The 15,340-nt window shown below is 72.6% G+C and carries 13 protein-coding genes; all 13 read right to left on the bottom strand.

Annotated elements, in window-relative coordinates; translation table 11 throughout:
* Positions 1-108: 108 nt before the first annotated feature.
* Entirely contained in the window at positions 109-2,337 is a 2,229-nt protein-coding gene (locus tag ACW9TB_RS07965) for a DNA polymerase III subunit gamma/tau domain-containing protein (RefSeq protein WP_472747283.1), read from the bottom strand.
* Between the two features lie 42 nt (positions 2,338-2,379).
* Entirely contained in the window at positions 2,380-3,237 is an 858-nt protein-coding gene (locus ACW9TB_RS07970; protein ID WP_350973933.1) for a DivIVA domain-containing protein, read from the bottom strand.
* A gap of 49 nt (positions 3,238-3,286) precedes the next feature.
* Positions 3,287-3,574, bottom strand: coding sequence for a YggT family protein (locus ACW9TB_RS07975; RefSeq protein ID WP_030909817.1), 288 nt, complete (start codon positions 3,572-3,574; stop codon positions 3,287-3,289).
* Between the two features lie 82 nt (positions 3,575-3,656).
* The gene (locus ACW9TB_RS07980) at positions 3,657-4,160 is read right to left on the bottom strand and encodes a cell division protein SepF (RefSeq protein WP_329093101.1); all 504 of its coding nucleotides are present in this window, start codon (positions 4,158-4,160) and stop codon (positions 3,657-3,659) included.
* A gap of 120 nt (positions 4,161-4,280) precedes the next feature.
* On the bottom strand, positions 4,281-4,985 hold the full coding sequence (locus ACW9TB_RS07985) for a YggS family pyridoxal phosphate-dependent enzyme (RefSeq protein ID WP_472747284.1): 705 nt from the start codon (positions 4,983-4,985) through the stop codon (positions 4,281-4,283).
* Between the two features lie 89 nt (positions 4,986-5,074).
* Positions 5,075-6,454 (bottom strand): cell division protein FtsZ, encoded by a 1,380-nt coding sequence (gene ftsZ, locus ACW9TB_RS07990; RefSeq protein ID WP_472747285.1) that lies wholly within the window; start codon positions 6,452-6,454, stop codon positions 5,075-5,077.
* Positions 6,455-6,679: 225 nt separating this feature from the next.
* The gene (locus ACW9TB_RS07995) at positions 6,680-7,348 is read right to left on the bottom strand and encodes a cell division protein FtsQ/DivIB (protein WP_472747286.1); all 669 of its coding nucleotides are present in this window, start codon (positions 7,346-7,348) and stop codon (positions 6,680-6,682) included.
* 40 nt (positions 7,349-7,388) lie between these two features.
* The gene (gene murC / locus ACW9TB_RS08000; protein ID WP_472747287.1) at positions 7,389-8,795 is read right to left on the bottom strand and encodes a UDP-N-acetylmuramate--L-alanine ligase; all 1,407 of its coding nucleotides are present in this window, start codon (positions 8,793-8,795) and stop codon (positions 7,389-7,391) included.
* Positions 8,796-8,905: 110 nt separating this feature from the next.
* The gene (gene murG, locus ACW9TB_RS08005) at positions 8,906-9,994 is read right to left on the bottom strand and encodes an undecaprenyldiphospho-muramoylpentapeptide beta-N-acetylglucosaminyltransferase (protein WP_472747288.1); all 1,089 of its coding nucleotides are present in this window, start codon (positions 9,992-9,994) and stop codon (positions 8,906-8,908) included.
* 14 nt (positions 9,995-10,008) lie between these two features.
* Positions 10,009-11,307 (bottom strand): putative lipid II flippase FtsW, encoded by a 1,299-nt coding sequence (gene ftsW, locus ACW9TB_RS08010; protein ID WP_472747289.1) that lies wholly within the window; start codon positions 11,305-11,307, stop codon positions 10,009-10,011.
* Complete coding sequence (gene murD, locus ACW9TB_RS08015) at positions 11,304-12,707, bottom strand: UDP-N-acetylmuramoyl-L-alanine--D-glutamate ligase (RefSeq protein WP_472747290.1); 1,404 nt, start codon at positions 12,705-12,707, stop codon at positions 11,304-11,306. Before murD ends, ftsW begins: the two co-directional genes overlap by 4 nt.
* Before the next feature lie 31 nt (positions 12,708-12,738).
* Positions 12,739-13,797 carry a phospho-N-acetylmuramoyl-pentapeptide-transferase gene (gene mraY / locus ACW9TB_RS08020; protein ID WP_472747291.1) on the bottom strand — a complete coding sequence of 353 codons (1,059 nt, stop codon included), beginning with the start codon at positions 13,795-13,797 and terminating at the stop codon, positions 12,739-12,741.
* Positions 13,794-15,332 (bottom strand): UDP-N-acetylmuramoyl-tripeptide--D-alanyl-D-alanine ligase, encoded by a 1,539-nt coding sequence (locus tag ACW9TB_RS08025; protein WP_472747292.1) that lies wholly within the window; start codon positions 15,330-15,332, stop codon positions 13,794-13,796. Before ACW9TB_RS08025 ends, mraY begins: the two co-directional genes overlap by 4 nt.
* Between the last annotated feature and the right edge of the window lie 8 nt (positions 15,333-15,340).

Consider the following 15,340-nt stretch of genomic DNA (forward strand, 5'->3'; position numbering starts at 1 on the left):
CACGAGGACAAGCCCGGCCGGTCAGCCCACGTCTGGCGATCCTGACGGCTTCACCACGATAGCGAGCGCGGCGCGCGAAGACCCGGAAGGACCGGCCCCTCGGTCAGCTCACGTACGGCGGTCCTGGCGGCAGATCGGGCAGTTGCTCAGGCCCGCCTTCTCGGCCTCGGCCCGGGGCATGGTCTCGATGCCGCTGCCGCCCACGCTGGCGCCCTTGACGAGAGGGCAGTCGGAATCGTGGAAACGGCGGGTGCCGACGATGACCGTGACCGTCTCGCCGCCCGCCTCGCGCTCCTGGGTCGCGGGACGCGGCCCGTCCTTGACGACGGGGATGCCACGCGGAGAGGTGTCGTCACCGCGGTCATCGGAGCCACCGGGGGCGTCACGGTCATCACGTGAGGAGCCGGTGGCGGCCCCCTCGGACACGACGGCCTCGGACGTCACACTGGTCGAGGCCGTCTCGGGTTTCGCGGAGGTGGAGTCGGCCGCTACCTGCCGCCCGGCGCGCCCGGGTGCGGTCTCGACCGGCTCCACCGGTTCGGGGGTACCGCTCGTGGCGGGGGTCTCTCGCCCGGAGGAACCCGAAGGCCCCGGGGAGGCGTCGTCCCGCCCGGCGGTCGTGGTCTCCGCTTCCGCGGAGGAGCCCTTGCCGCCGGAGACGGCGTCGGTCTTCCCTCCGGCTGGCTCTGCCTTCGCGGACCCGGCCTCGGCAGATCCGCTCCCGGCTGGCTCTGCCTTCGCGGGCCTCGCGGGCTTGGTCGTGGCGGGCCTGGTGGGCTCGGCCTCGGCGCGCTCGGGCCCGGTGGCCCCGGGCTTCGCGGACGCGACCACGGTGGTGTCCGGCTCGGCGGGCTCGGGCGCCTCGGCCCGGCTCGCGGAAGCGGCCGTGGCGGACGTCCCGGCGGAGGCGGGGGCGCCTGAGGCGGCCTGCCCGGTCTCGGCGTCCTTGGCAGGCTTGGCGGGCTTGGCCTTGGGTTCGGCCTTCGCGGGATCGGGCTTGGCGGAGGTGTCCGCGGACCCCGCGGAGGTCTCCGGGCTCTCCTGCGCGACCACGTCGCGGCTGAACCAGCTGGTGGCCTCGGACGCGGCGTGCGGGATCTCGGGGATCTTCGGCAGCTGGATCGCCGGACGGGTCGGCTGCTCCGCCGGGCGGGCCGGGGGGCTCGCGGGCTCCTGGGGCCGGGCCTGCGGCTCGGGAGAGTGGACGTAGGGCCGGGCGACCGGGACGACGGGCTCCTGCGGGGAGCGCCGGGTCTCCTGCTGGGACGCGGCCTCCTGGCGGGACGCGGTGCTCTCGCGCCTCGTCGCGGAGGTTTCCGGCCTGGCGGACGCGGCGTCGCGCCCGGCGGCCGAGGACACCGGGGACGTCGGGGACGCAGGAGACTCAGCCCTGGTCTGCGAAGCCTCGGCCCCGGACCGCGAGGATTCGGATCGCGAAGATTCGGGCCGAGAGGATTCGGGCCGCTGAGACTCAGGTCGCCGGGCCTCGGACCTCTGGGATTCAGACCTCTGGGATTCGGACCGTGAGGATCCGGGCTGAGGTTCGGGCCGCTGGGACTCGTCGGGCCGCTGGGACTCGGGCCGTGCCCCGGGGGCCTGCTGCCCGCCGGACGGGGCCGTGGGCCGCGCGGGCTGGTACGGGGAGGTGAAGCGGGCGGTGGCCTCGTGCGGGCCCGGCTCGCGGGCACCGGTGGGAGAGCCGGACTCCCGGGATACGGTCAGCGACTCGTCGGGACCGCGTACCCCGGGCGGTGTCTCCCGCGACTGGGGCACGGAGGCGGAGTCGGCGGGCAGGCACGTGGTGCAGGGCGTGAAGCCCTCCTCCAGCGCCTCCTCGTGGGTGAGCTCCTCATGCTCCCTGTTGGCCAGCTGGCGGCATCCCGCGACGTGATAGCGCTTGCGGCCGGGGATGACCAGCACGATCGCCTCGGGGGCCAGGGCACCCCGCCTCGCCACCGCGGCGGCGGTGGCCGGGACGGCCACCGGGCCACGTCGCGGCTGGGCCGGGGCGGCGGGCGCCTGTTGCATCCCGTGCCGCACCATCATCTGCTGTGGCGCGGGAGGCTGGTTCGGCATGCCGTGCGGCGCGGGCAGCGGCCCGGCCGGCATCGGCCCCTTCGCCGGCATGGGTCCCTTCGGGGGAAGGGGCTGAGAGGCCCCGGCGTCCCCGCCGGGGAACAACTCGTGGCGGCGCAACAACGCCCCGATCACCAGGAAGACTGCGGACAGCACGCTGACCGCGATCGACCACATGACCAGGAATGGCTTGGCCAGCACGAACCCCGCGATGAGCAGGACGATGGCCGTGAGTACCAAACCGGCGCTGATAAGGATCACAGAGAGACTCCCGGATGCGGGTCAAGGGGATGACCCGACACCTTAGCGGCGGTCGTTGTGAGGACCGTCAACGCCCTGGAAGGCGCCTGAATGCTGCGAGGGATCGCCGCCGAACGGGTTGGGCGCGCTCTGGAGGGTCGGCTGACCGCCCTGGGCCACCGCGTGGGACATGGCCGGAGGCCCGCTCACGATCGGGAACCCACCGCTGCCTTCGGCGGCCACGTTCAGCTCGGCGAGCTGGTTCTCCAGATACAGCTTCAGACGGCTGCGATACTCGCGCTCGAAGCTGCGCAGCTCCTCGACCTTGCGCTCAAGCTCGTCGCGGGTCTGCACCAGGGAGCCCATGGCCTGACGGTGCCGCTCCTGCGCGTCGCGCTCCAGCGTCTCCGCCCGTGCGCGCGCGTCACCGATGACCTGCTCGGCCTGGCGGCGTGCCTTGCCGAGAATGTCGTCGGCCTCGCGACGTGCCCGGGTCACCGTCTCGTCCGCCTCCCGGCGGGCGTCGGCGATGGCCTGGTCGGCGGTCTGCTGCGCGAGGGCGAGGACGCGGGCCGCGGTGTCCATGTTGTCCTCGGCCGGAGGCATTCCCATCCCGACGGGAACGGGCTGCTGATGCTGCACCGGCTCGGGAGCGCGCATGGGCTCCGGCTGCTGCATCATCATCTCGGGCTTGGGCTCGGCGATGGGGGCGGGCGCCATGGCCATGCCCATACCACCGGGGACCTTGCCCCGCAGGCACTCCGCGAGCTTGGCGCGGAGCTCCTCGTTCTCCTGAATGAGACGGTCCAACTCGGACTCGACCTCATCGAGGAAGGCGTCTACCTCTTCCTCGTCGTAACCCGGCCTGAGTCGGGTCGTACTGAATTGCTTGTTCCGCACATCGGCGGGTGTCAGCGGCATTTCGGTCTCCTTGGCGCGCTTGGAGTCTGTCCGTGGGGACGGTACCCGATCAACGAAGCGCGGACACGAGTTGGATCAAGACCAAGACCACAATGAACAGCACTGTGAAGCTTAGGTCAAAGGCCACCGTACCCAACCGGAGTGGTGGAATGAAACGGCGGAGGAACTTGAGAGGTGGGTCGGTCACCGTGTATACGGCTTCCGCCAGCACCAGGACGATGCCGGTGGGGCGCCACTGACGTGCGAACGCCTGCACCGTCTCGAAGATCATTCTGCCGATCAGCAGGACGAGATAGATGGACAGGACGAAGACCAAGATCCCGCTAACGATCCCCACGGTCCGTGCCCGCCTCCACTCCGCTCTGCCGTCCTCTGTCCCGTCGGGAACTGTCGGGCCGGTCACTGTTCATGGTGGAACTCTAGCTCTGGTTGAAGAATCCGCGTTCCGCGATTCGGGCCTTGTCCTCGGCGGTCACCTCGACATTGGCTGGGGACAACAGGAACACCTTGTTGGTAACACGTTCGATGCTGCCGTGTAGGCCAAAGACCAGACCTGCCGCGAAATCGACCAGCCGCTTGGCGTCACTGTCAACCATCTCGGTCAGGTTCATGATGACCGGGGTCCCGTCGCGGAAGTGCTCACCGATGGTCCGCGCCTCGTTGTACGTACGAGGGTGAAGGGTGGTGATGCGCGCCAGATCGGTCGTACGGCGCTCCAGAAGGGCCGTCGCGGGCCTCGGAGCGGGGACGCCTGGGTCGGTGTCGTCCTGGAGGTCGTGGACCGTGCCAGGGCGTTCGTCGCCCTCCCGGCGCGCGTCGTCGAACTCCTCGTACTCGTCGTCGGGGTAGCTGTCGTATCTCTCGTAGCGGTCGTCCTCAACAAGACCGAGGTAGACCGCCATCTTGCGCATCGCGCCGGCCATCGCTACTTCTTCCTCCGTCTTACTTCAGATGTGCCCCAGGGGCCAGCCCGACCGCCCTGAGCTCACCACCGTTCGACCGCTGTCCGGGTACGCGGACGCCAAGGTCCACTTGAAGGGACATTACCTGACGAAGGGCTTCCTGCGACCGAGCAACGCCGTACCGACACGCAGGTGTGTCGCGCCGTTGGCGATCGCCTGGGATATGTCCCCGCTCATCCCCGCCGAGATGACACCGGCGCCCGGGTGCGCCTTCCGGACGGACCCCGCGATCTCCCGCAACCTCGCGAACGCCCTGCCCGGCTCCTCCCCCAGCGGCGCGACCGCCATCACCCCGCCCAGCTCAAGCCCCTCGGCTCCGGCGACCGCGTCGGCCAGGGCCTCCACCTCCCCGGGCCGCGCGCCGCCCCGCGCGGGGTCGCCGTCGAGCGCGACCTGCACCAGGCAGGTGATCGGGCGTCCCGCTTCGAGCGCCGCCCGGCTGAGCGCGGTGACCAGGCGCGGGCGGTCGACCGAGTGGACGACGTCCGCGTACCCGACCACCGAGCGGGCCTTGTTGGTCTGCAGCTGGCCGACGAAGTGCCAGCGGAGGTAGAGACCGGCGCACTCGCGCGCCTTGGCCGAGGCCTCCTGGTCGCGGTTCTCCCCGACGTCGGTGATCCCGAGCCCGGCCAGGATCCGCACGTCGGAGGCGGGGTAGGTCTTGCTCACCGCGATGAGCGTCAGCTCCTCGCGGTGACGGCCGGCGGCCCGGCAGGCCTGGGCGATCTCCGCCTCGACCCGGGCCAGCCCGGCCGCTATCTCATCACGTCGTGTTGTTTCCGTCACATCTCCGCCGCTCGGACACTGGCAAACCGGCGGGCCCATTCTTCCCGGCACGGCCGGGCGGTCCGTCGCCGCCCCCACCGTGAGAGATGTCACTTCAGGAAGTCGGGGACGTCCAGCTCCTCTTCCTGCTCCTCGAAGATCACCGGTCGGCGCCGGGCCGGGTCGGCGGCCCTGGCGGAGATCGGCGTCGGCTGCGAGGGCTCGGGAGCCGGACGCGGGATCGACAACGGCGGGGAGTGCTGCTCCTCCACCCGGTGCGGCTCGGCGTGCTCCGCCGGGGACTGCGCCTGGTGGACCGGGTAGATCTGCTGCGGCTGGGGCGCGGGCTCCGCCTGCGCGGGCTGCGGGGTGGCGACCGGCCGCATCGGCGGGGGCGGCGCGTGCTCCACCCTGGGCTCGGGGCGGGGCTCGGCCTTGACCGTGGGCGCCAGCGGGCGGACCGGGGCCGCCGCCGAGGGCGCGGCCGGGCGCGAGACGGGCTGCGTGCGCGCGGCCGGCTGCGGGAGCGGCTTGGGCTCGGGAGCGGGCTCGTCGAACCCGGCCGCGATCACGGTGACGCGCACCTCGTCGCCGAGGGCGTCGTCGATGACCGTACCGAAGATGATGTTGGCGTCCGGCGCGGCGGCGGTGGAGACGAGCTGGGCCGCCTCGTTGATCTCGAACAGGCCGAGGTCGGAGCCGCCCGCGATCGACAGCAGCACGCCGTGCGCGCCGTCGATGCTGGCCTCCAGCAGCGGGCTGGAGACGGCCATCTCGGCCGCCGCGACCGAGCGGTCGTCGCCGCGGGCATGGCCGATGCCCATCAGGGCGGAGCCCGCCCCGGACATGACCGACTTCACGTCGGCGAAGTCGAGGTTGATCAGGCCGGGCGTGGTGATCAGGTCGGTGATGCCCTGGACACCGGAGAGCAGCACCTGGTCGGCCGCCTTGAAGGCGTCCAGCACGCTCACCTGCCGGTCGGAGATCGACAGCAGCCGGTCGTTCGGGATCACGATGAGGGTGTCGACCTCCTCGCGGAGGGTCTCGATGCCGGCGTCGGCCTGCATCGCCCTGCGCCGTCCCTCGAAGCTGAAGGGCCGGGTCACGACACCGATGGTCAGCGCGCCCAGCGTACGGGCGATGTTGGCCACCACCGGGGCGCCGCCGGTGCCCGTGCCACCGCCCTCACCCGCCGTGACGAAAACCATGTCGGCCCCCTTGAGGACCTCCTCGATCTCCTCGCGGTGGTCCTCGGCCGCCTTGCGCCCGACTTCGGGGTTGGCTCCCGCGCCGAGGCCGCGGGTGAGTTCGCGCCCGACGTCGAGCTTGACGTCGGCGTCACTCATCAGCAGCGCCTGGGCGTCGGTATTGATGGCGATGAACTCGACGCCCTTGAGTCCCTCCTCGATCATCCGGTTGACGGCGTTGACTCCGCCTCCGCCGATTCCTACAACCTTGATGACCGCGAGGTAGTTCTGCGGTGCTGCCACGACGAGGGGCCTTTCCGCTCGTTGACTTGCAATTTCATGCGGCACGGGGCCCGTGCCGTCGTTTCCAAAACCCTCACCCTCAAGTTGAGATTTAGCTTTATGTCAACCTGAGGAGTGATACGGACAGTAGGAGTTGCGCTCCTGGCGGGTCAACTAACCGCGCCGCAAGCGTGTCCAGCGTGTCGCGGGCCGTCCTTTTCCGGGAACGCCCGCCATCCGATGAGATCACTTAACCGTCACGACGTCAGGCGAACTGACGTCATAGGTGTCGGCCGGACGCTTGAGCAGCGTAACAAGGATCCGCGCCTTGTCGGCGGGGCGGTCACCGCCGCCCCACACGACCGCGCGGCCGTCCTTGAGGCGCAGCGAGACCGTCTCCGCCGACGGCGCGAGCACCTCCGCGACCCGGCGGGCGAGATTCTGCGGCAGCGCGGTGATGACGTTGAGCGCCGCCGCGGTCGCCGGATCCGCCGGGCCGGGACGGGACACCCGCAGCACGGGCAGCGCCGGGGGCGCGACGTTCCTCAGCTCGGTGACCATCCCGTGGCGGTCCATCAGCGCGGACCTGTCGCCGACCGGCACCACCGCCACCGGCTCGCGCTCCACGACCTCGACGCGCAGGGTGCCCGGCCAGGCGCGGCTGACCGTCACGGACTCGACCTGCGGGATCTTGCCGATCCTGCCCTCGACCTCGGTCACGTCGACGGTGGCGAGGGGCTTGCCCGCGGCCACCTCCGCCGCCCGCCGGATCTGCTCGGCGGACAGGCCCGCGTTGCCCGCCACCTGGATCTCCCGCACCCCGAGCACCGGGGAGAAGAACACCAGCCACGCGGCGATGCCCACCACCCCCACGGTGAGCAGGGCCAGGAAGGCCGACCGCCACACCCCGTTCATCGCCACTCCCCCTCCGGCGACCCGCGCCCGCCGACGTGGGTCACCGCGCGGCCAGCTCCGCCACGATCCTGGGGCCCAGCTCCGTCACGTCGCCCGCGCCCATGGTCAGGACGATGTCACCGGGTCTGGCCCGGCCCGCCACCAGGGCGGGCACGCTGTCGCGGTGGGGGGCGTAGGCCACCCGCTCCGCGGGCAGCGGCACCTTTCCCGCCACCAGCGCCCCCGACACGCCGGGCTCGGGGTCCTCGCGGGCTCCGTAGACGTCCAGGACGATGGCCTCGTCGGCCAGCCCGAGCGCGGTGCCGAACTCGTCGGCGAAGAACCTCGTGCGTGAGTACAGGTGCGGCTGGAAGACCGCGATGACCCTGCCGTCGCCCGAGAAGGACGCCACCACGTCGCGCGCGGCGCGCAGGTCGGCGGCGAGCTCGGTCGGGTGGTGGGCGTAGCTGTCGAAGACCGCCACCCCGCCCGCCTCGCCCTTGGCCTCGAAGCGGCGCTTGGCGCCGGTGAAGGCCGCCAGGCCGTCGCGGATCTCGTCGAAGGAGACGCCCAGCTCCTCCGCCACGGCGATGGCGGAGGCGGCGTTGAGCGCGTTGTGGCGGCCCGGCACCGCGAGCCTGACCTCCCCGCGCCCCGCGATCGTGAAGGTGATGCCCAGCCCCTCGGGGACGATCCCGCTCACCCGCAGGTCGGCGCCCTCCACCTCACCGTACGTGATCACCTTCAGGCCGCGGGCGCGGGCGATCGGGATCAGCGCGGCGGAGCCGGGGTCGTCGGCGCAGACGACCATGGTGGCGGTGACGCGCTCGACGAACCGGGCGAAACTGTCGTGGACCGCCCGCGGGTCGCCGTAGTTGTCCAGGTGGTCGGGCTCGACGTTGGTCACCACGGCGATGTCGGGGGCCAGCATCAGGAAGGAGCCGTCGCTCTCGTCGGCCTCGGCGACGAACACCCCGCCCGAGCCCTCGTCGGCGCCCAGGCCCGTCGTCACCAGCTGCCCGCCCACGCAGTATGACGGGTCGGCGCCGCACTTCTGCAGCGCCACGGTGAGCATCGAGGTCGTGGTGGTCTTGCCGTGGGTGCCGGCCAGCGCGACGCCGGTCTTGCCCGCCATGACGGAGGCGAGCGCCGCGGCCCTGGGGATGACCCGCAGGCCCTGGCGGAGCGCCTCGCCCAGCTCGGGGTTGGAGTCGCGGATCGCGGTGGAGACCACGACGGTGTCGACGTGCTTGACGTGTGAGGCGGCGTGGCCGATGTTGACCCTGGCCCCCAGGTCCCGCAGCTCCGTCACCATGTCCGAGCCCCGCGCGTCGCTGCCGGAGACCGGCACTCCCCGCTTGAGCAGGATGCGCGCGATCCCGGACATCCCGGAACCGCCGATCCCGATGAAGTGGACCCGCCCCAGGTCTCCGGCCGCGACCGGATCCACCAGCTTGACCAGGCTCATCGGCCGCTCACCCCTCCTCGTTGTCCGCCGTGCGGGCGCGTCCGCGCCGCGTCCGGCCGTCGTCCGTCTCCCGGGGCCCCGGATCCCCCCGGCGCTCGTTCCGCGCTCATTCAGCCCCTCCCCTGCGCCGCGATCCCCAGCACCCTGCGCGCCAGCGTCACGTCGGCGTCCTTCCTGCCCATCCTGGAGGCGGCCTCGGACATGCTGACCACGCGCTCGGGGTCGGACAGGATGGGCAGCACGCTGTGGATGATCCACTCCGCCGTCAGCTCCGCGTCGTCGACCATCAGGCCGCCGCCGCCCTGCACGATCGGGGTGGCGTTGAGCCGCTGCTCGCCGTTGCCGTGCGGCAGCGGGATGTACGCGGCGGGCAGGCCCACGGCCGTCAGCTCGGCGCAGGTCATCGCGCCGCTGCGGCACAGGGCGAAGTCGGCCGCCGCGTAGGCCAGGTCCATCCGGTCGACGTACTGCAGCACGACGTACTGCGGGTCGCCCGGCGGCGGCTCCTCCTCCAGGGTGTTCTTCGGGCCGATGACGTGCAGCACCTGCACCCCGGCCCTGCGCAGCGCGGGGGCGGCGGCCAGGGCCGCCCGGTTGAGCGAGCGGGCCCCCTGGGAGCCGCCGGTGACCAGCAGCGTGGGCAGGTCGGCCTCCAGGCCGAACCAGGACCTGGCCTTGTCGCCCATGGACAGCCGATCCAGGTTGACGATCTCGCGGCGGAGGGGGATCCCGATGTGCTCGGCGCGGTTCAGCGGGGTGTCGGGGTGGCCGGTGAACACGTGCTCGGTGAGGCGCGCGCCCAGCCGGTTGGCCAGGCCGGGTCGCGGGTTGGCCTCGTGGATCACGATCGGCACGTTGCGCCGTCGCGCCGCCAGGTAGGCGGGGGTGGCCACGTAGCCGCCGAAGCCGACCAGGACGTCGGCCTGGACCCGGTCCATGATGCCGGCCGCCGCGTTGATGGCGCCCGCCAGGCGGCCGGGCACGCTCAGGAGCTGGGGCGTCAGCGCCCGGGGCAGCGGCACCGCGGGCACCAGCTGCAGCTCGTATCCCCGGGCGGGCACCAGCCTGGTCTCCAGGCCGCGTTCCGTACCGAGGCAGGTGATCCCGATGTTCGGGTCGAGTTGGCGCAACGCGTCGGCCAGAGCGAGCGCCGGTTCGATATGACCGGCCGTCCCGCCGCCGGCGAGGACCACCCTCATGTCGGTCCTTTCGCTTATCGTCTTCCGCGGCCCGGCCGTCGTCTACCGGCCGGACCACCCAGGCCAAGCCAGCTTAGGCCCCGCGCCACCGGTCCGGGGCCATGGGCCGCGAGAGCCTCGCGGGCGCCGGGTTCGTGCTTGGCGAACGACAGGAGCATGCCGAGGGCGGCGAGGGTGGGCAGCAGGGCCGATCCGCCGTAGGAGACCAGCGGCAACGGGATGCCGGTGATGGGCAGCACGCCGATGACCGCGCCGATGTTGACGATCGCCTGGCCCGCGATCCAGGCGATCGCGGCGGCGGAGGCGAGCCGGACGAACGGGTCCTTGACCCGGGTGGCCACCCGCAGCCCCGCGTAGCCCAGCAGCCCGAACAGGGCCACCACGACGAGCGTGCCCATCAGGCCGAGCTCCTCGCCGAGGATGGAGAAGATGAAGTCGCTCTCGGCGTGCGGGATCCAGCTCCACTTCTGCCTGCTGGAGCCCAGGCCCAGCCCGAACCAGCCGCCGCTGCCGATGGCGATCTGTCCCTGTACGGCCTGGAAGCCCGATCCCTGGGCGTTGCCCCACGGGTCGAGCCATCCCGCGATCCGCGCCGAGCGGTATCCCTCCGTGCTGATCATGACGATGGTCGCGAGCACCGCCACCGCGAGGATCCCGCCGAACAGCTTCAGCGGCGCCCCCACCACCCACAGCAGCGACAGGAAGATCAGCATCAGCACCAGCGTGGTACCGAGGTCGCTGCCCAGCATGACCATGACGGCCAGGATGGCGGTACCCGGCATCAGCGGGATGAACAGGCTGCGCCACTCGATCATGCCGTTGCGCGCCTTGCGGGCCAGCAGGTCGGCGCCCCAGAGCATCAGCCCGAGCTTGGCGGGCTCGGACGGCTGCAGGTAGATGGGGCCGAGGTCGATCCAGCGCTGGGCGCCGAGCTGGGAGGTGCCGACGAACAGCACGACCACCAGGCCGAGGATCGACAGCGCCATCAGCGGCAGGCCGGCGAGCCTGAAGAACCTCGGCGGCAGCTGCGCGCAGATCCACATCAGCGGCAGGCCCAGCGCGGCCGAGATCGACTGCTTGAAGAACCAGTAGAAGGGGTCGCCCATCTCCTGCAGCGCCTCGATGCTGGAGGCCGACAGCACCATCATCAGGCCGAGGGTGAGCAGCAGCGCGCTACACCCCAGGATCAGGTAGTACGAGGTCAGCGGCCGGTTGAGCAGCTCGCGGAAGGCAAGCAGGTGCTCGCGGAACCCGCCCGGGCGCGCGGGCGCCCCCTCCCGGACGGGCGCGCCCTTGTGGGTGGTCGCGCTCACGCCGCTCCCCCGTCGTGCCCCTCGGCGAGACGGTGTACGGCTCGGGCGAACGCCTCCCCTCGGGCGGGGTAACCGGCGAACATGTCCAGAGAGGCGCCGGCCGGGGCCAGCAGCACGGTGTCTCCGGGGGCGGCGAGCCTGGCGGCTTCGGTGACGACGCGGTCCATGACCCCAGTGTCTTGCCCCGCCACCTCCACCACCGGAACATTCCCGGCGTGTCGCGCCAGAGCCTCGCGAATTCGCCCGCGGTCGGCGCCCAGGAGCACCGCGCCGCGCAGCCGGGGCGCGGCGCGGCGGACCAGCTCGCCGACGTCGGCGCCCTTGAGCTGTCCCCCGGCGACCCAGACGATCGACGGGTAGGCGGCCAGCGAGGCGGCGGCGGCGTGCGGGTTGGTGGCCTTGGAGTCGTCCACGTAGTCGACCTCGGCGACCCTGGCCACGTGCGCGATCCGGTGGGGGTCGGGCACGAAGGCCAGCAGTCCCTCGCGGACGGCGGCGGCGGGCACCCCGTAGGCCCTGGCCAGGGCCGCGGCGGCGAGCGCGTTGGCCACGTTGTGCGGCGCGAACGGGCGGATGTCGGCGAACGCGGCGAGCTCCTCGGCGTTGCCCACCGGATCGGCCACGAACGCCCGGTCCACCAGCAGGTCCTCGACCACGCCGATCTGGCCGGGCCTGGGCACCTTGAGGGTGAAGCCCACGCTCCGCACCGCGCCGCCGCGCCCGGCCGCGCTCTCGTACAGCGCGGCGAGGCGGGCCGCCCACTCGTCGTCGGCGTTGTGCACGACGGTCCCGGCCCTGGCGAAGATCTCCCCCTTGACGCGGGCGTACTCCTCCATGGAGCCGTGCCAGTCGAGGTGGTCGGGCGCCACGTTGAGCACCGCGGCCGCGTACGGGGCGATGCTGGGCGAGCGGTGCAGCTGGAAGCTGGACAGCTCCACCGCGAGCACGTCCGCGGGCCCGGTGACGGCCTCCACCACCGGGGTGCCGACGTTGCCGACGGCGAGCGCCCGGTGGCCCGCGGCCGAGAGCATCGCGGTGAGCATGCGCACCGCGGTGGTCTTGCCGTTGGTGCCGGTGAGCGCCAGCCAGGGGGCGGCCCCCTCGGGGCGGAGCCGCCAGGCCAGCTCGACCTCGCCGATCACCTCGATCCCGGCCGCCGCAGCGGCGGCGAGCAGCGGGTGGTGCGGCGGCCAGCCGGTGGTGACGATCAGGGAGGTGCCCGGGGGAGGCTCGGCGGGCTCGCCGAAGCGGACCTCGACGCCGAGGGCGGCCAGCTCCCCGGCGACCGCCCTGGCCCGCTCGTCGTCCCTGCCCTCCAGGACGACCACCTTCTCGCCGCGCCCGGCCATCGCGCGGGCGACGGCCGTGCCCGAGACGCCCAGGCCCGCGACGCAGATCACGCGCCCTCCCCGGCCGCGCTCGTCCGTACGCTCACAGCCTGGGCATCCATTCCACGTAGAAGATCCCCAGCCCGGCGGCGGCGCACAGGGCGGCGATCAGCCAGAAGCGGACCACGATGGTCGTCTCCGCCCAGCCCTTCAGCTCGAAGTGGTGCTGGAGCGGGGCCATCCTGAAGACCCGTTTCCCGGTCATCTTGAAGAAGCCGACCTGGATGATCACCGACATGGTGATGAGCACGCACATCCCGGCGAGGATGATCAGCAGGAGCTGGGTCCTGGTGGTGATGGCCAGCCCGGCGAGCACGCCGCCCAGGGCGAGCGAGCCGGTGTCGCCCATGAAGATCTTCGCGGGCGGGGCGTTCCACCACAGGAACCCGACGAGCGCGCCGAGCACCGCGGCGGCGACCACGGCCAGGTCCAGCGGGTCGCGGACCCAGTAGCAGTTGGGCCCGAGCTGGGTGGCGCAGCTGTTGCGCAGCTGCCAGTTGCCGATCAGCACGTACGAGGCCAGCACCACGCCGGTGGCGCCGCTGGCCAGGCCGTCGAGGCCGTCGGTGAGGTTCACCGCGTTGGAGAAGCCGACGATCATGATCAGCACCCAGATGGTGAACCCGATGAGGCCGATGGATGGGCCGAAGTCCCTCAGGAACGACAGGCGCGTCTCGGCCGGGGTGACCAGGTAGCCGTCGGGGAAACGGGTCACCAGGACCGCGAAGACCGCGCCGACGATGAGCTGGCCCAGCGCCTTGGCGCCGCTGCGCAGGCCGAGGCTGCGCTGCTTGTAGATCTTGATGAAGTCGTCGAGGAAGCCGACCGCGCCCAGTCCCGTCATCAGGAACAGCACCAGGACGGCGGAGACCGTGGGGGGCGTGAAGCTGTACAGGTGGGCGCAGGCGAAGCCGACCAGCGCGGCGATCACGATCACGGTGCCGCCCATGGTGGGGGTGCCGCGCTTGTCGTGGTGGCCGGAGGGTCCCTCCTCCCGGATGCTCTGCCCGTAGCCGCGCCGGGAGAACAGGCGGATCGCCAGCGGCGTGCCCAGCATGGACAGCAGCAGGCTGACCACCGCCGCGACGAGGATCTCCCTCATCGGCGGTCACCCCCGAGCAGCGCCGCGGCCACGCGCTCCAGGCCCGCGGCGCGCGGTCCCTTGATCAGTACGACGTCGCCGGGGGCGAGCAGCGCCGACAGCTCCGCGCCCGCCTGGGCCGCGTCGGCGGCGTGCGAGATCCGGGTGGCGACCGGCACCCCGCCGTCCGCCCCTGAGGTCTCCCCGAACGCGGCGACGGGCGAGAGGCGGGCGCCCCCGCCGGTGCCGGGCGGCCCGCCGGGCGGTCCCCCCTCCCCGCGCGCCGCTCCGGCGGGCGCCCCCACCGGTACGCGGCTCGCGGCCCGTACGGCGGCTCCGGCCCCGGCCAGGACCGGGTCCGCGTCGGGGCCGACGACGAACAGGCCCGTGAGGCCCGCGCCCCCGGCCAGGCGTCCCAGCCCCTCGTTGAGCGCGGCGCTCTCGTCGCCCAGCTCGCGCAGGGCGGCGATGACCGCGAAGCGGCGGCGCTCGCCCGCGAGCGCGTCCAGGGCGCCGAAGGCGGCCCGCATCGAGTCGGGGTTGGCGTTGTAGGCGTCGTTGATGACGGTCACGCCGTCCGCGCGGTCGGTGACCTCCATCCGCCAGCGGCTGCGGGGCTCGGCCTCCGACAGCTCCTCGGCGATGGTGGCGACCGGCAGGCCGAGCTCGTAGGCGGCCGCGGCGGCGGCCAGCGCGTTCTCCACCGCGTGCTCGCCGTACAGGCGGAGCACGACCGGGGCGGCGCCCGAGGGGGTGCGCAGCGTGAAGGAGGCGCGTCCCCGCTCGTCGACGGTCACGTTCTCGGCCCGCACGGTCGCGCCCTCGCCCCGGCCGTACCAGGTGACGCGGGCGCCGGTGCGCCCGGCCATCGCGGCCACCAGCGGGTCGTCGGCGTTGAGCACGGCCACGCCTTCGGCGGGCAGCGCCTCGACCAGCTCGCCCTTGGCCCTGGCGATCTCCTCCTTGCCGCCGAAGACGCCCAGGTGGGCGGTGCCGACGTTGAGGACCACGCCGATCCTCGGCGGGGCGACGCGGGCCAGGTGGGCGATGTGCCCCGCGTTCCTCGCGCCGAGTTCCAGCACCAGGTAGCGGGTGTCCTCGCCGGACTTCAGCACGGTCAGCGGGTGGCCGATCTCGTTGTTGAACGAACCGGCCGTGGCGACCGTCGGGCCGATCCTGGCGGTGAGCCTGGCCAGCAGGTCCTTGGTGGTGGTCTTGCCCGCGGAACCGGTGACGCCGATGACCGTGGTCGCCGGCAGGGCCGCGCAGACGGCGGCGGCCAGGCCCGTCATGGCGGCCACAGTGTCACCGACGATGACCGCGGGGGCGTCGACGGGCCGGGAGGCCAGCACGGCGACCGCCCCGGCCGCGACGGCCTGGGCCGCGAAGTCGTGCCCGTCGACCCGTTCGCCCTTGATCGCGACGAACAGCGACCCCGGTTCGACGGCGCGGGAGTCGGTGACGACCGGGCCGCGCACCACCGCGCGTGGGTCGGCCATGCCCGCGAGGGCACCCGAGGTGATCTCGGCGATCCTGGCCAGCGGCAACGGGATCATGATGCGTC

This window comes from Streptosporangium sp. H13245, from assembly GCF_055690525.1.